Source organism: Bacillus sp. hwrm1, from assembly GCF_040207805.1.
Lineage (GTDB): Bacteria > Bacillota > Bacilli > Bacillales > Bacillaceae > Bacillus > Bacillus velezensis.
Genome location: NZ_CP157943.1, coordinates 132,008 through 148,359 on the forward strand (window position 1 = coordinate 132,008; position 16,352 = coordinate 148,359).

Here is a 16,352-nt window from a genome sequence, read left to right on the forward strand (position 1 = left end):
GTATAAAAGGTGGGATCGTTTGTGGGTAAGACAATTCGCTTAACGACAGCACAAGCGCTGATTCAATTCTTGAACCGGCAGTACATTCATGTTGACGGAAAAGAAGAGCCGTTCGTTGAGGGCATCTTCACGATTTTCGGCCACGGAAATGTGTTGGGGATCGGGCAGGCGCTTGAGCAGGACGCCGGGCACCTGAAAGTCTATCAAGGCAAAAACGAACAAGGCATGGCGCATGCCGCGATGGCATACAGCAAGCAGATGCTGAGAAGAAAAATTTACGCGGTATCGACATCGGTCGGTCCGGGTGCCGCTAACTTGACGGCTGCCGCGGGTACGGCGCTGGCCAATCATATTCCGGTGCTGCTGCTTCCGGCCGATACCTTTGCGACGAGGCAGCCTGACCCGGTGCTTCAGCAGGTGGAGCAGGAATACAGTGCCGCCGTCACAACAAACGATGCGTTAAAGCCCGTGTCCCGCTATTGGGACCGCATTACCCGACCTGAGCAGCTGATGAGCAGCTTAATCCGGGCATTTGAAGTGATGACAGATCCGGCAAAAGCGGGTCCGGCGACCATCTGTATTTCTCAGGATGTAGAGGGAGAAGCATTTGATTTTGATGAAAGCTTCTTTGAAAAACGCGTTCATTACATTGACCGGATGCAGCCGAGCGAGCGTGAACTGAAAGGCGCCGCGGAAAGAATTAAGGAGAGCTGCCGTCCCGTCATTTTAGTGGGCGGCGGCGCGAAGTACTCCGGCGCGCGTGAGGAATTAATCGCGCTTTCTGAAACATACGGCATTCCGCTTGTCGAAACGCAGGCCGGCAAGTCAACGGTTGAAGCCGATTTCGCCAACAATCTGGGCGGCATGGGCATCACGGGCACCCTCGCCGCAAACAAAGCCGCCCGCCAGGCTGATCTGATCATCGGTGTCGGCACACGGTACACGGACTTTGCGACATCCTCGAAAACGGCGTTTGATTTTGACAAAGCAAAATTTTTGAATATCAACGTCAGCCGCATGCAGGCTTACAAGCTTGACGCGTTTCAGGTTGTAGCCGATGCGAAAGTGACGCTCGGCAGGCTGCACGGCTTATTAGACGGATATAAAAGTGCATTCGGCACGGCGATTAAAGACTGGAAAGATGAATGGCTTGCTGAACGGGACCGGCTCGGCAAGGTCACTTTTACACGTGACGCGTTTGAACCGGAAATTAAGAACCATTTTTCACAGGACGTGTTAAACGAGTATGCCGACGCGCTCGGGACTGAGCTGCCGCAGACAACGGCGCTGTTGACCATCAATGACACGATTCCTGAAGACAGCGTCGTCATCAGTTCGGCGGGATCTCTTCCGGGGGATCTGCAGCGGCTGTGGCATTCCAATGTCCCGAATACGTACCACCTCGAGTACGGCTATTCCTGCATGGGGTATGAGATATCAGGCACGCTCGGCCTCAAGCTGGCCCATCCCGACAAAGAAGTCTATTCACTCGTCGGCGACGGAAGCTTTCTGATGCTGCACTCAGAGCTGATTACCGCGCTTCAATATAACAAAAAAATCAATGTCCTGCTTTTTGACAACTCGGGATTCGGCTGTATTAACAACCTGCAGATGGATCACGGGAGCGACAGTTATTTTTGCGAGTTCCGCACAGAGGACAATCAGATTTTAAACGTTGATTACGCGAAGGTGGCAGAGGGCTACGGCGCTAAAACATACAGAGCCAATACGGTTGAAGAACTGAAAGCGGCGCTTGAAGATGCGAAAACGCAAGACGTATCCACTTTAATTGAAATGAAGGTTCTGCCGAAAACGATGACGGACGGCTATGACAGCTGGTGGCATGTCGGCGTGGCGGAAGTGTCGGAGCAGGAAAGCGTTCAGCGGGCATACGAAGCGAAAGAGATGAAGCTGAAGTCTGCAAAGCAGTACTAGAGGGGAGGCATCACGATGGGCAAACAAGATATTCTGTGGGGCATCGCTCCCATTGGGTGGCGCAATGACGATATGCCGGAAATCGGAGCCGGGAATACGCTGCAGCATTTGTTAAGCGATATTGTTGTCGCCGGCTTTCAAGGTACGGAAGTGGGAGGGTTTTTCCCTGAACCCTCCGTCCTCAATAAGGAGCTGGCTCTCCGGAACTTGCGGATTGCGGGGAAATGGTTCAGCAGCTTTATCATACAAGACGGTAATGAAAAAACGGCTGAACAATTTACAGAACACTGTGATTATTTGCAGAAAGTCGGAGCGGATGTCGCCATCGTTTCTGAACAGACGTACAGCGTTCAGGGCTTGGACATTGATGTATTTAAGGAAAAACCGCACTTCTCAGATGAAGAATGGGATACGCTGTGCCAAGGCTTGAACCGTCTCGGGAAAATCGCTGGCGAATACGGGCTGGACCTCACGTTTCATCATCATCTCGGCACAGGCGTCCAGACGGCGGAAGAAGTTGACCGGCTGATGGATGGAACGGACCCGCGGTATGTCCATTTACTATATGATACCGGCCATGCCTATATCTCGGACGGAGACTATATGACGATTCTCCACAAGCATATGGATCGGATCAGACACGTTCATTTCAAGGACGCCCGGTTTGACATTATGGAGCGGTGCAGACAGGAAGGCAAGTCATTCAGGCAGTCGTTTTTACAGGGCATTTTTACGGTTCCCGGAGACGGATGCATCGATTTTACCGAAGTGTACCGAACGCTCGTCCGTCATGATTATTCAGGCTGGATCGTCATCGAAGCCGAACAAGACCCGGCAGTCGCCAATCCGCTTGAGTACGCGCTGATTGCGAGAAAGTACATCGACAGTGAATTGCTTGATCCTGCAAATTAGAGGGGGACTTATATGAATAGTGCCAAGGCGGAATCAGCTTTCAGCAAAAGGACCATCGCCGCAGCATTAGCAAATTACATTGATGCGGGTTCCATTGTGGCAGGATCAGCGGGTTTATCTATGTGGGTCAGCTACTTGAAGCTGTCCGACAGCCAGATCGGATTGCTCGGCGCCTTCAGCGCAAACGCGATATCAGCGGCCATCGGAGCGCTGCTCGGCGGGTATTTTGCTGATAAGGTCGGCCGAAAAGCTGTATACACAAACAGTATGCTCGTCTACGCCTTAGGAATTTGTTTGGTTTTGTTTGGATTTAACTTTCCCATGCTGTTATGCGGATACATGATTATCGGGATTTCTGTAGGCGCGGATATTACAGCTTCATGGACCATTATCGCGGAAAACGCCCCTGAGAAAAACCGGGCGAGGCATTGCGGAGTGGCGCAGGTGGCGTGGGCCGCAGGAGCCGTTGTGGTTCTGCTGTTATCCGTTTTGGTCGGTGACCTCGGGCTTTTAGGAAATAAAATTGTCTTTGCGCATCTATTGGTGATTGCCCTGATCACATATGTGATAAGAAAGCGTTTACCTGAGTCGGATGCCTGGAAAAACAGTGAAGAGCGGCCTGCCGCCGTGAAAAAAACATCTTATTTTGACCTGCTTCAGCCGAAATTTTTCAAGAACATTTTGTTTTTAATGGGTGTGTTTCTCGTATGGAATCTCGCAGCGGGCGTCATGGGATTCTTCATGCCGTACATCTACCAGCAGGTCGGCGGCGTATCCGCAAATACGGCCAACATTCTGCAGATGGCCCTGTTTATATTCACCGGGCTCGGCGTCGCCTGTATCTTCATGCCTTTTGCAGATAAATATCGGAAAACGGTGTTCGGAATCTGCGCATGTATGGCCGTTGTCGGCTGGTCGCTGTTTTTACTGCCGTTTCAGGGGCTCCCGATGCTGCTTTTGTTTGTCTTAGCGATCGGCATCAATAACGGAGCCGGCCAGCAGGCGAACTACCAGCTGTGGGCAAGCGAGCTGTTCCCGACAGAACACAGAGCGTCAGCACAAGGGCTCATGTTCTTTCTCGTCCGTATTTCAATCGGAATTTGGAGTTTATTTGTGCCGGTCATCATGTCACAATTCGGCATCGGTTTTATGGCCGGTATTCTGCTCATATGTGTGACGGCCAGTATGATCATCGGGCTTGTCTTCGCGCCGAATACGTCCGGCAAGTCGCTTGAACAGATACAGGAGGAACTGTACGGCGCTCCTCAGGACGGCAGCGGGAAAAGAAAGACGAGAACCATTATTTGATTATCAGAAGGAGTGGCGATCAATGAATTTACGTATAGGTGTTATCGGAACCGGTGCTATCGGAAAAGAGCACATCAACCGCATCACAAATAAGCTGTCCGGCGCGGAAATTACCGCTGTCACAGATGTGAATCAGGAGGCCGCGCAGCAGACCGTTCAGGATTTCAATTTGAACGCCTCCGTTTATCCTGATGACGACAGCCTTCTCGCTGCTGAAAATGTGGATGCCGTCTTAGTGACAAGCTGGGGCCCGGCTCACGAGTCCAGCGTTTTGAAAGCGATTCAGCACAGCAAGCACGTGTTTTGTGAAAAGCCGCTTGCGACAACGGCAGAAGGCTGTATGCGCATTGTCGAGGAAGAAATGAAGACGGGAAAACGATTGGTGCAGGTAGGTTTCATGCGCAGGTATGACAGCGGTTACGTTCAGCTGAAAGAAGCGATTGACAACCGCGTGGTCGGCGAGCCGCTCATGATTCACTGTGCGCACCGCAACCCGACAGTCGCATCGAATTATTCAACGGACATGGCCGTCGTCGATACGCTCGTTCATGAAATTGATGTCCTCCACTGGCTCGTCAATGACGACTATGAATCCGTACAGGTGATCTATCCGAAGAAATCAAAAAATGCGCTGCCGCATCTGAAAGATCCGCAGATGGTCATCATCGAAACAAAAGGCGGCATCGTCATCAATGCCGAAATCTACGTGAACTGTAAATACGGCTATGACATTCAATGTGAAATCGTCGGGGAAGACGGCGTTATCAAGCTTCCGGAACCATCAAGCATCAGCTTGAGAAAAGAAGGGAAATTCAGCACCGATATCCTGATGGATTGGCAGCGCCGATTTGTGGCTGCGTATGATGTGGAAATTCAAGACTTCATTGATTCGATCCGGAATAAAGGCGAAGTCAGCGGTCCGACGGCATGGGACGGTTATATTGCCGCGGTGACAACTGACGCGTGCGTAAAAGCTCAGGAATCCGGGCAGAAAGAGCCTGTGGCGCTGCAAGAGAAACCGGCATTCTACCAATCATTTACGACTGTGAACAAATAATAGATCGGGAGTGAAAGAAATGAAACTGGCCTTAGATCCATCCATGTACCGCGATGATTTAACGTTAGAAGAAATGGTCTATAAAACGGCGGAACTCGGATACGAATATATCGAACTGTCTCCGCGCGAGGATTTTTGTCCTTTCTACAAATATCCGAAAGTCGATTCAGCAAAAATCAAACAATTGAAGCGCCTTTTAAAGGATACAGGTGTGAAGCTGTCCTCTCTTCTTCCGCTTTACCACTGGGCGGGTCCTGATGAAGACCGTCGTCAGGCCGCCGTGCGCAACTGGAAACGGGCGATCGAAATTGCGGTTGAACTTGAAGTGGATTTGATGAACAGTGAATTCAGCGGTTCAAAATATGATCCGTTGACAAGTGAAGAAAAATTTATCAAATCCATGGATGAACTGCTGCCCGTCTTTGAAAAAGAAGGCGTTAAACTCAATCTGCAGGCTCATCCATACGATTTTATCGAAACGCACAAAGGGGCGATGGATATGATCCGCGCGCTTGACAAGGATTGGATCAATCTTGTCTACTCGACTGCGCATACGTTCTTCTATGATGACGGAAAAGGCGATATTGCGACCATGTTTGATGAAGCCGGCGACCGCCTCACACATGTTTTATTTGCAGATACTTTTAATCATAAAGCGGCGCATGGCCTGCGCTACATCGTCAACCCGCCTGACGCGAAAGTAACGGTTCACCAGCATTTGGACATCGGGCAAGGCGAGGTTGATTTTGAAACGATTTTCAGAAAGATGAGAGAGATGAAATTCGACGGAATTGCGACGAACGCCGTTTTTGCTTGGGTCGGCGAAAGAGCGGATGAATCAAGCCGGACCACGCTTAAGAAATTAAAGGAAGAATTAGGTATGGCATAAGCTGAGTATGGAGTTCGGCGGAGCGGGGCAAACAAGCCCTCCTGCCGGACTCCCTTCATATCGAAAACGCGGATGGGAGAGGCTGACATGAAACTTTGCTTTAATGAAGCGACTACGCTGGAGAATTCAAACCTGAAACAGGATTTAGAACTGTGCGAAAAGCACGGCTATGATTATATTGAAATCCGCACAATGGATAAACTGCCGGAATACTTAAAAGACCATTCACTGGCCGATCTGGCGGAATATTTTCGAACCCATCACATTAAACCGCTTGCCCTGAACGCACTGGTTTTCTTCAACAACCGTGATGAGAAGGGCTATAGGGAGATCATTTCGGAATTCAAAAGCATGATGGAAACCTGCAGGACGCTCGGCGTGAAATATGTGGTGGCCGTGCCGCTTGTGACAGAGCGGAAAATCTTGAAAGAAGAGATCAAAAAGAGCAGCATAGAGGTGCTGACTGAGCTTTCGGACATCGCGGAGCCGTACGGCGTAAACATTGCCCTTGAATTTGTCGGCCACCCGCAATGTACGGTCAATACATTTGAACAGGCGTATGACATCGTGAACGCTGTCGGCCGCGATAATGTCGGACTGGTGTTTGACAGCTTCCATTTCCACGCGATGGGCTCCAATATTGAGAGCTTGAAGCAGGCGGACGGAAAGAAAATTTTCATCTATCATATCGACGATACAGAAGACTTTCCGATCGGCTTTTTAACAGATGAAGACCGCGTCTGGCCTGGACAGGGTGCGATTGACTTAGACGCCCATCTGTCAGCGTTAAAAGAAATCGGATTCAATGATGTTGTCTCCGTAGAGCTGTTCAGACCTGAATATTATAAGCTGACTGCGGAGGAAACGATCAAAACGGCAAAGGAAACAACGGAAGCCGTCGTATCAAAATACTTCATGAAGGGGGCGTGAACATGGCTTTTGTCACCATGAAACATCTTCTTGCAGAAGCGAAACGGGAGCATTATGCAGTCGGCCAATTTAATATCAACGGCCTCCAATGGACAAAGGCGATTCTGCAAGCGGCACAAAAGGAGCAATCGCCGGTCATCGCCGCGGCTTCCGATCGTCTGGTCGACTATTTAGGCGGCTTTAAAACGATTTCCGCCATGGTCGGCGCGTTAATGGAAGAAATGGCGATTACCGTTCCCGTCGTGCTCCATCTTGATCACGGAAGCAGTGCGGAACGCTGCAGACAGGCCATTGACGCCGGATTCAGCTCAGTGATGATTGACGGCTCCCATCATCCGATTGATGAGAACATCGCGATGACAAAAGAAGTCGCCGATTATGCGGCTAAGCACGGCGCCTCAGTAGAAGCAGAAGTCGGCACGGTCGGCGGTATGGAAGACGGGCTGGTCGGCGGGGTCCGCTATGCCGATGTCGCCGAATGTGAGCGGATCGTCAAAGAAACCAATATCGACGCGCTGGCCGCCGCCCTCGGCTCCGTCCACGGCAAATATCAAGGTGAACCGAATCTCGGATTTAAAGAAATGGAGGCTATCTCCCGCATGACTGATATTCCCCTCGTTCTCCACGGAGCATCCGGGATTCCGCAGGATCAGATCAAAAAAGCCATCACGCTCGGCCACGCGAAAATCAATATCAACACGGAATGTATGGTCGCCTGGACAGACGAAACACGCCGCATGTTTCAGGAAAACGGCGATCTGTACGAACCACGCGGCTACATGACACCCGGCATTGAAGCCGTGGAAGAGACAGTGCGAAGCAAAATGAGAGAGTTCGGATCAGCCGGTAAAGCCGTAAAACAGCAGGTCGGCTGATGAGAACGGAAACCGCCAAGATGGCGGTTTTTTTGTGCGGTGTTGCGCCCGTACGCCCGAAACGATTATGATGATGGCAGCAGTGTAAGAAACGGGAGTGGTTCAGTTTGAATAAAATCATGATTGTGGAAGATAGTGAAGACATTCGCGGACTATTGCAGAATTACCTTGAAAAATACGGATATCAAACCGTGGCCGCCGCGGATTTCACGGCTGTTCTTGATGTTTTTTTGCGGGAAAAGCCTGATGTGGTGCTGCTTGATATCAATCTGCCGTCTTATGACGGCTATTATTGGTGCCGCCAGATCCGCCAGCATTCTACAAGCCCGATCATTTTCATCTCAGCCAGAAGCGGGGAAATGGATCAAGTGATGGCGATTGAAAACGGCGGAGATGATTATATCGAAAAACCGTTTTCCTACGATATTGTGCTGGCGAAAATCAAAAGCCAGATCCGGAGGGCGTACGGAGAGTACGCCGCCAAGCAGGGAGAGAAAGTGGTTGAATATGCCGGTGTGCAGCTCTTTGTGGAACGGTTTGAACTGCGCTTTCAGGACGAAAAAAGCGAGCTTTCTAAAAAAGAAAGCAAGCTTTTGGAAGTGCTGCTGGAGCGGGGAGAAAAGGTGACGGGAAGAGACCGGCTCATGGAAAAAACGTGGGACACCGATATTTTCGTCGATGATAATACGCTTAACGTGTATATCACGCGGCTCAGAAAAAAATTGCGGGAGCTGAACGCGCCTGTTTCCATTGAATCGGTGCGGGGCGAAGGCTACCAGCTGAGGGCGCTGTCATGAAGCTGTTTCTCCGGTCTCATGCCGTGCTGATTCTGCTTTTTCTCCTTCAAGGGCTGTTTGTTTTCTTTTATTACTGGTTTGCGGGTCTTCATTCTTTTTCCCACCTGTTTTACATATTGGGCGTGCAGCTTCTTATTTTGGCGGGATATCTTGCCTATCGCTGGTACAAAGACCGCGGTGTGTATCATTGGCTCAGCTCGGAGCAGGAAGGGACGGACATCCCGTATCTCGGTTCTTCAGTGTTTTGTTCAGAGCTGTATGAAAAGCAGATGGAGCTGACCCGGATGCAGCACCAGAAGCTCCATGAGACCGAAGCCAAGCTTGACGCGCGGGTGACGTATATGAACCAATGGGTGCACCAAGTAAAAACGCCGCTGTCGGTCATTAATTTAATCATTCAGGAAGAGGATGAGCCCGTCTTTGAACAAATCAAAAAAGAGGTCCGGCAGATTGAATTCGGGCTGGAGACGCTTCTTTATTCTTCAAGGCTCGACCTGTTTGAGCGGGATTTTAAAGTTGAAGCGGTTTCCTTATCAGAGCTTCTCCAATCGGTCATTCAAAGCTATAAACGATTTTTTATTCAATACCGCGTCTATCCGAAAATGGATATTCGCGATGATCATCAGATTTACACCGATGCGAAATGGCTCAAATTTGCGATCGGCCAAGTGGTCACAAATGCGGTCAAGTATTCGGCAGGCAAGAGTGACAGACTTGAGCTGAATGTCTTCCGCGATGAAGACAGGACGGTGCTTGAAGTCAAAGATTACGGTGTCGGCATTCCCTCGCAAGATATCAAGCGGGTGTTTGACCCTTATTACACCGGCGAAAACGGACGGCGTTTCCAAGAATCTACGGGAATCGGCCTTCATCTCGTCAAAGAAATTACGGGCAAGCTTAATCATACGGTGGACATCACTTCGTCCTCCGGTGAAGGGACATCGGTCCGATTTTCATTTCTTACAAAAATGTAAGGCTGCGTTAAGAAAACAACATAGCTCGTTTTGTTTCCCCTTGATAACATGGATTTATGTCAAGGGGATTTTTATGTTAAATGCCCCGGCACTACATGAAAGCAGCCCAGACCAACAAGAATAAAACCATAAGGAGGATTTTCATGGCGAATATGCTTGAAGTCAAACATATAAATAAAACCTATAAAGGACAAGTGTCCTATCAAGCTTTAAAACAAATTTCGTTTTCAATAGAAGAAGGCGGGTTCACGGCGGTGATGGGACCGTCCGGCTCCGGAAAAACAACGCTTTTGAATATCATTTCAACGATCGACCGGCCGGATTCAGGCGATATCCTGATTCACGGAGAAAACCCGCACCGGCTGAAGCGGACAAAGCTCGCTCATTTCCGCCGCAAGCAGCTCGGATTTGTGTTTCAGGATTTCAACCTTCTGGACACACTGACAATCGGTGAAAATATCATGCTGCCGTTAACGCTTGAAAAAGAAGCGCCGTCTGTCATGGAAGAAAAACTGCACGGCATCGCGGCAAAGCTCGGAATTGAAGACCTGCTCAACAAACGGACGTTTGAAGTATCCGGCGGACAGCGCCAGCGGGCCGCCATCGCAAGAGCGGTCATTCATAAGCCGTCACTCATTCTGGCCGATGAACCGACGGGAAACCTTGATTCCAAAGCGTCAAAAGACGTCATGGAAACGATGCAGAGCCTGAATCAGGATGATCATATCACGGCTTTGATGGTGACCCATGATCCGGTTGCGGCAAGCTACTGCCGCCGCGTCATCTTTATAAAAGACGGCGAACTGTTTAATGAGATTTACCGCGGGGAAAACCGCCAAGTCTTTTATGAGCAGATTCTTGATGTGCTGTCTATGCTGGGGGGAAACGCAAATGACCTTTCTTCAGTTCGCTTATAAAAACGTCACGAGAAACAAAAGGGCCTATCTTGCTTTCTTTTTAAGCAGCGCTTTTTCCGTTTTGATTTTCTTTACCTTTGCGATGTTCCTGTTTCATCCGGCACTAAAGGAAGGCTACCTGAATAACATCGCCAGAAAAGGCTTAACCGCCGCGGAATGGATGATCTTTGTTTTTTCTTTCTTATTTGTTCTGTATTCGGTTAACGCATTTTTGAAATCGAGAAATAAAGAATTCGGCATCCTGCTCATGCAGGGCATCACGCCGGGGCAGCTGAGAAAGCTCATTACTGCGGAAAATATGATCATCGGCGTCATGTCAATTGCAGCCGGCATTATCGGAGGATTCATTTTTTCAAAGACGTTCTTTACGGTCGGCGCTTATATTTTAGAAATGGACGCGCTGCCTCTGTACATGCCTTGGAAAGCGCTCGGCATTACGGCCGGCGGATTTCTGCTCTTATTTTTCCTTTTATCGCAGTTCACGATCCTTTTTGTCAGATCAAATACGGTGATCAAATTAATAAAGGGCACTGACAAGATCAAGCCGGAGCCGAAGCCGTCCGTGCTTCTGTCCTTATTCGGCATCGCCTGTCTGTGCGGCGGGTACGGCATGGTCCTTAAAGGCAATGTCCACGGGACTCAACCGTTTATCATTTTACTGCTTACCGTCATCGGTACGTATTTCTTTTTCAGCCAAAGCAGCATCTGGATTCTGCGCGCGCTGAAGAAGTGGAAAACCTTTTATCTGCGCGGGAAAAATGTCATTTGGGTTTCTGATCTTGTTTATCGTTTAAAAGACAACGCCCGCCTGTTCTTTATTGTCAGCATTATTTCCGCGGTAGCGTTTACGGCGACGGGCGTGCTCGCGATGTACAAATCGACTGTCGGGGCGGAAGAGTCCGCATATGAGATGGAGTATTTATCTTACAGCGGCAACCCAAAAGAACAGACTCATTTGAAAAAAATTGACCATGAACTGAAAACACACGGCTTTACGTATAAGAAAGACAAAATAAATGTTTCCTATATTCGCTATCAGGAAGGAGATACTGTTCCGCCTGTTTACATGATCAGCGAATCGGATGTGTCAACATACTTCCATGTCAAGCTGAGCGGCCTGAAACATGATGAGGCTGTCTATTTCCCGGGCACGTATGACCGCAATTTCAAAAACGAAGCACCGGATCAGCTGAAGCTGCTGAACCAAAAAGGCAAGCCGTCTGACCAAAAACTGACGGTAAAAGAAGTCGAAAAACCGCTGATTTCATTAAATGCCGTCATCGCGGTGAACGATCAAACCTTTGATCAGCTGAAATCACTCGGTGAAAAAGCGTCATTATACGGCTACAGCTATGATCATTGGAAAGACAGTCTTGGGTTCAGCCAATCCTTGAAAGATGAGATTTACGGAAACTATATCGACGTGCATTCTGATTTTATGGCAAAAGCCGGGACGTACTATGATACGGTGCAGCTGCCGAGCCTGAGTTTATTCATCGGCCTGTTTATCGCAATTGTATTCTTTGTCGCGGCAGCAAGTTTCTTATATTTCAGGCTGTTCACAGATTTAGATGAAGACCGGGAGCGCTACCGTTCATTGGCCAAAATCGGTCTGAGTGAGCGTGAAATGGCACAAAGCGTGACGATACAATTGGCGATTCTCTTTTTCTTTCCTTTCGTCATTGCCGTCATGCATACACTGTTTGCCTTGAGAACATTGGCCGTGGAAGGCTATTCCGATGTAGCGGGGCCGCTCAGTTTCACTATCGGAGGGTTTTTCATTTTTCAGCTTCTGTTCTTCCTCACAGTGCGGTCAAGCTATTTGAAAAAAATGAACAAGTAAAGGGAGTGCACAGATGAAAAAAGCATTGGCAATCCTGGCCGTCTTGGCGGCCGCTGCCGTCATATTCGGACTTCTCTTTTTTCATAACGATGTTACAGACAGATTTAATCCGTTTATTCACCAGCAAGATGTCTATGTGCAGATTGATCGAGATGGCAAACATCTTAGCCCGGGCGGTACTGAGTATACATTAGACGGATACAACGCATCCGGGAAAAAAGAAGAAGTGACCTTTTTCGCCGGGAAAGACCTTCGGAAGAACGCGTATTTGAAGGTGAAGGCGAAAGGAAAGTATGTCGAGACCTGGGAAGAAGTCAGGTTTGAAGATATGCCGGGCTCCGTACAGTCAAAATTAAAGTGAACATGAAAAACGGCACAGTGTCATGACTGTGCCGCTTTTTTTATTTTTTATTTTCTTCAGCCCGTTTGATCAGCATGTCGGTGATGATATCCATCTGTTTGCTTACGGCAATCGGGTCATACGGATAGAAGGTGTTGAAATCGTTGATAAAGACACGATTGTTTTTTACGGCATCGAGATTTTTCCAAACGGATGAATCTTTCAGACGCTCAAATGTTTTGCTTTCTCCATTCGGATTGTAATCAGTAATGAACATATAATCAGCCGCATATTGAGGGATGACCTCTTGGGAAACCTGTTTCATGGCGCCTGTTTTCATGATGTTTTTTTCAATTTTGGCCGGCGCTTTCAATCCGAGCGCGTTATAAACGGCTTGGCCGCCGCGACCGGAATTGTCATTGAAAACCCAGATCTCGCCTTTATCCGTCGTTTCATAAAGGCCGACTGTCTCGTCTTTGCCGATCACGTTTTTGAGGCGCTTTTGATTCGCTTCGGCTTTTTTGTTGAAGTCTGCCATAAAGCTTTTGGCTTTATCCTTCGCCCCGGCAATGTCGCCGAATAGGCTGACCGTATCTTTCGTATTCTTTGCGGTGTTAAAAGGAATGACAATCGTCGGTGCGATTTTCGATAGTTTCTCGTATTGGTCTTCCTTCATCAGCACGATTAAATCAGGCTTCAGCTGCATCACTTTCTCCACATTGACGGGATTGCCGATGTCAGTAATGTTTTTCAGCTGTTTTTTGATAAACGGATTTTTAAAAGTCCATGAGCCCGCCCCGACGACATTTGCGTCAACGGACAGCAGCTCACCCGCATAAAAGTCAGTGACGATCCGTTTCGGATGTGCGGGTATGTCAATATTTCCTTTTGTTGATTCATATGTACGCATGTCTGTCTTTCCTTTGCCTGATGCCGATCCGTTGTTTTCCTTCGCGCCGCTGCAAGCGCTTAATGCGAAAACAAGCAGAAGTGCCAGGCCGATCAGCCATGATTGTTTCTTCATAATGATCCCCCTATTTCAGTGATAATGATTATCATTATTAATATAGCAGGAAGACGTCATTCCGTCTATATTTTTTATAGAAAACCTTCCTTGATTATCCATGTTATAGTAGTAAAGGAAGAGGAATGAATGTTGATTACGAAAAGAGGGACTTGGTGGGAAGTGCTGCACAGCTGGTGGCTGCTGCTGACTTTTGCTCCGTTTGCGCTGACCGCTTTCTTGGCCTTTTTCTATATCGGCTACCGGGCTAAGAACAAAAAATGGCTGAAATACGGACTTATCTATTTTATTATTTTAGCAATTGCTTTTGTGCTGCCGAGCACGCCGGGCGTGTATATCGTGCTGCCTTTATGGGTCATCTCCATCATCCACGGGCTGAAAGTGCGGGCGGCTTATTTGATACAGCTTGATGTGTTTAAACAAAACGTCGAAGCAAGAGCGTATGAAGCGGTAAGGCATGAGGCTGAAGCAAAATTCGGCGGAAAACCCGCTCATCGCATTGATCTGACAAAACAGAGATAAAAACAAATGACAAAGCCGGTATCTCGCGCTTTGTCATTTGCATGACCGGCCTATTGCTGGTATGAATGCTGCTGAAACGGTGTGTGATGCTGTGTTTGCGGGAATGAAGAAACATTAGCGTTTGCCATCGGTGCAGGCATGTGTCCGCTTACTTCCTGCTGAAGCTGATTGCACACATTCACGATTTGCTGGCATTTTTGAATGGCCGCTTCATGCCCCTGCAGCGCTTGCTGAATGGTATGAACGGCATGCTGTTCATGGTGAAGCATCTGCTGAAGCATTTGAATGTTTTGCTGTTCCTGCTGGAGCATTTGCTTGTACTGCTGACTGCTTTGCTGTGTCTGCTGAATAAGCTGCTGTGCTGTTTGGCGGCATTGCTGCAGCTGATTTCCGCTGTATTGGTTTTGATACATCATGAAAACCTCCTGGAGTGATTGATTTTACACATTTATCATGTGAAAGAATAGGAGAGGCATTCATGCAAGAAAAGGATTCAAATATTTACCTGTTATGTACAGAGCGGAATACAAGGCTCGGGATGGCCTGTCGAGCTTTGTATTCCGGCCCTTTTTCTCAGAAGCCGCCTTCTGTAGCGTGAAAAGGAATATTGAGTCTGTTTTCGACTGCGCGCAGGCGCTGATTCAAACGGTTTAAGCGGCGGGTATGGATTTCAATGGACTGGCTCAGCCGTCTGATCTGCTCATTCATACGCGTGATTTCCCGGTTTTGGCGCTGGTCTTCTTGTGAGAGGCGGGTGAGCTCTCTCGTTTGCTCGGCGTTTTGTCTTTCAAGCTGGGCGACTCTCCGTTCTAAACCTGTCGGCTGCCGCTCTTCGGACTGAGGGGGCGCATAATAATAGCTTTCCTGCTGCTGATACGGCTCATACTCAACGCGGTTCACTTCGTATTCCTGCTGCTGAGGGAAATAGGCAGGCGGGGTGTAGTACTGATATGGGTTCATTCATCATTCTCCTTATCTAGTGAAGTCTTTATACACTATGTAGTCAATTGCACAGTGCCACGGCATCCGCCTAAGTTACAGACGTAAAAAAGCTTCAAAGGAAGGTGATCATGTTGCGGAACATACGGATTTTCATCATGACGGTTCTTGTTTTCGGATGCGTCATGATAACAGGCTGCTCGCAAAAGAAAGCAGACGAACCCCCTTTTTATTACGGGACATGGGATGCGGGGCTGAAACCGGGCCCGATGGACGGGGTCAGATCTGAAACCGTCACGTTTACGAAAGACAGCGTGCTGACAAAGCAGGTCATTCAAGGCCGCGGCGAGGTTGCCATGCCCTCAGATGTGTACAAGGTGATCTCTCAGAACACGGACGGGACGATCGAGATTGAATACCTCGGACATCCGCACCCCGTCAAAAGCACGTTGAAAAGAGGAAAAAACGATACGCTCATTTGGAAGATATACGGAGAAACAAAAACAATGACAAGAATAAAAACCGGCGGGGAGGATGCACATGAGAAATAAGGCTGCCGACAGACTCGTTTTGACGGGTGTCATCGTACATATCATTCAATGGTTTTCACTGTTATGGTTATTTTTTATGCTTTTTGATCAGTTCGGGCGTTTTACCATTTACAATCCCAATGTCGTCAACGGAAGCATGCAGTCTTTTTCATTCTTTGATATGATGCGCGCTCTTCTGTTTTCCGGCACGCTGCGGAATACGCTCCTGCTGTTTCTGTTTGCGGCAATGCTCATTTACTTGTGGGTGAACGCTCTGTTTATCCTGCTGGAAATCGTTTCTTATATCATGATCAGGCGGAACAGCCGTTCATTATGGGCATACTTTCCCGCAGCGATGGGAATAAAGCTTGCCCTTCTGGACATAGCGGCCGTCCCTTTCTTTGCGGCGGGGCTGATGCTCTTGAAGCAGAAAACAGATGACGGCGGCGAACAAGCTGACAAGGGGAAAAGACGGCCCCGCATCCGGAGGCAGGCCCGGTATACGAAGAGAAGGCGGAGAAACTCGTCCGTTTGATTTTTCATTGAAACGAAAAAACGAT

At 48.6% G+C, this 16,352-nt stretch carries 18 protein-coding genes; 15 read left to right on the forward strand and 3 right to left on the reverse strand.

The features are described from left to right. The first annotated feature begins 21 nt into the window (after positions 1-21). The 12 genes from iolD (at position 22) to ABK447_RS00740 (ending at position 12,798) form a co-directional block, all read left to right on the forward strand. Positions 22-1,935, forward strand: a complete 1,914-nt coding sequence (gene iolD, locus ABK447_RS00685) for a 3D-(3,5/4)-trihydroxycyclohexane-1,2-dione acylhydrolase (decyclizing) (protein ID WP_061046539.1) — start codon at positions 22-24, stop codon at positions 1,933-1,935. Between the two features lie 15 nt (positions 1,936-1,950). Continuing rightward, entirely contained in the window at positions 1,951-2,847 is an 897-nt protein-coding gene (gene iolE / locus ABK447_RS00690) for a myo-inosose-2 dehydratase (protein WP_234631091.1), read from the forward strand. Positions 2,848-2,859: 12 nt separating this feature from the next. Then, positions 2,860-4,155 carry an MFS transporter gene (locus ABK447_RS00695; RefSeq protein ID WP_234631092.1) on the forward strand — a complete coding sequence of 432 codons (1,296 nt, stop codon included), beginning with the start codon at positions 2,860-2,862 and terminating at the stop codon, positions 4,153-4,155. A gap of 22 nt (positions 4,156-4,177) precedes the next feature. Further along, positions 4,178-5,212 carry a Gfo/Idh/MocA family protein gene (locus ABK447_RS00700; protein WP_039063849.1) on the forward strand — a complete coding sequence of 345 codons (1,035 nt, stop codon included), beginning with the start codon at positions 4,178-4,180 and terminating at the stop codon, positions 5,210-5,212. Positions 5,213-5,231: 19 nt separating this feature from the next. After that, complete coding sequence (locus tag ABK447_RS00705; RefSeq protein WP_007407833.1) at positions 5,232-6,101, forward strand: sugar phosphate isomerase/epimerase family protein; 870 nt, start codon at positions 5,232-5,234, stop codon at positions 6,099-6,101. Between the two features lie 87 nt (positions 6,102-6,188). Next, positions 6,189-7,031 carry a 2-keto-myo-inositol isomerase gene (gene iolI / locus ABK447_RS00710; RefSeq protein ID WP_039063848.1) on the forward strand — a complete coding sequence of 281 codons (843 nt, stop codon included), beginning with the start codon at positions 6,189-6,191 and terminating at the stop codon, positions 7,029-7,031. A gap of 2 nt (positions 7,032-7,033) precedes the next feature. Beyond that, positions 7,034-7,906, forward strand: a complete 873-nt coding sequence (gene iolJ / locus ABK447_RS00715; RefSeq protein ID WP_039063847.1) for a 6-phospho-5-dehydro-2-deoxy-D-gluconate aldolase — start codon at positions 7,034-7,036, stop codon at positions 7,904-7,906. A 107-nt stretch (positions 7,907-8,013) separates the two neighbouring features. Beyond that, positions 8,014-8,703, forward strand: coding sequence for a two-component system response regulator YxdJ (gene yxdJ / locus ABK447_RS00720; RefSeq protein WP_004393241.1), 690 nt, complete (start codon positions 8,014-8,016; stop codon positions 8,701-8,703). Next, positions 8,700-9,677 (forward strand): two-component system sensor histidine kinase YxdK, encoded by a 978-nt coding sequence (yxdK, locus tag ABK447_RS00725; protein ID WP_020958066.1) that lies wholly within the window; start codon positions 8,700-8,702, stop codon positions 9,675-9,677. The genes yxdJ and yxdK overlap by 4 nt, the downstream gene beginning before the upstream one ends. Before the next feature lie 143 nt (positions 9,678-9,820). Then, on the forward strand, positions 9,821-10,594 hold the full coding sequence (gene yxdL / locus ABK447_RS00730; protein WP_007614823.1) for an ABC transporter ATP-binding protein YxdL: 774 nt from the start codon (positions 9,821-9,823) through the stop codon (positions 10,592-10,594). Continuing rightward, positions 10,569-12,437 carry an ABC transporter permease YxdM gene (gene yxdM, locus ABK447_RS00735; RefSeq protein WP_094031414.1) on the forward strand — a complete coding sequence of 623 codons (1,869 nt, stop codon included), beginning with the start codon at positions 10,569-10,571 and terminating at the stop codon, positions 12,435-12,437. The genes yxdL and yxdM overlap by 26 nt, the downstream gene beginning before the upstream one ends. A 13-nt stretch (positions 12,438-12,450) precedes the next feature. Then, the gene (locus tag ABK447_RS00740; protein WP_094031413.1) at positions 12,451-12,798 is read left to right on the forward strand and encodes a YxeA family protein; all 348 of its coding nucleotides are present in this window, start codon (positions 12,451-12,453) and stop codon (positions 12,796-12,798) included. 40 nt (positions 12,799-12,838) lie between these two features. Here the strand turns inward: ABK447_RS00740 and ABK447_RS00745 are convergent, their stop codons facing one another. Beyond that, complete coding sequence (locus tag ABK447_RS00745; RefSeq protein WP_082998178.1) at positions 12,839-13,801, reverse strand: iron-hydroxamate ABC transporter substrate-binding protein; 963 nt, start codon at positions 13,799-13,801, stop codon at positions 12,839-12,841. A gap of 129 nt (positions 13,802-13,930) precedes the next feature. On the opposite strand from ABK447_RS00745, the gene ABK447_RS00750 reads away from it, so the two are divergent. After that, the gene (locus ABK447_RS00750; RefSeq protein ID WP_043020880.1) at positions 13,931-14,323 is read left to right on the forward strand and encodes a hypothetical protein; all 393 of its coding nucleotides are present in this window, start codon (positions 13,931-13,933) and stop codon (positions 14,321-14,323) included. 50 nt (positions 14,324-14,373) lie between these two features. Here the strand turns inward: ABK447_RS00750 and ABK447_RS00755 are convergent, their stop codons facing one another. Continuing rightward, a complete protein-coding gene (locus ABK447_RS00755; RefSeq protein ID WP_232518270.1) occupies positions 14,374-14,736 on the reverse strand; it encodes a hypothetical protein in 363 nt (120 codons plus the stop codon). A gap of 160 nt (positions 14,737-14,896) precedes the next feature. Then, positions 14,897-15,283 (reverse strand): hypothetical protein, encoded by a 387-nt coding sequence (locus ABK447_RS00760; protein ID WP_007407822.1) that lies wholly within the window; start codon positions 15,281-15,283, stop codon positions 14,897-14,899. A gap of 110 nt (positions 15,284-15,393) precedes the next feature. Here ABK447_RS00760 and ABK447_RS00765 point away from each other — a divergent pair, with 110 nt between their 5' ends. Beyond that, on the forward strand, positions 15,394-15,813 hold the full coding sequence (locus ABK447_RS00765; protein WP_025285528.1) for a DUF3255 family protein: 420 nt from the start codon (positions 15,394-15,396) through the stop codon (positions 15,811-15,813). Then, complete coding sequence (locus ABK447_RS00770) at positions 15,803-16,327, forward strand: hypothetical protein (RefSeq protein ID WP_015240896.1); 525 nt, start codon at positions 15,803-15,805, stop codon at positions 16,325-16,327. The genes ABK447_RS00765 and ABK447_RS00770 overlap by 11 nt, the downstream gene beginning before the upstream one ends. The last annotated feature ends 25 nt before the right edge of the window (positions 16,328-16,352 follow it).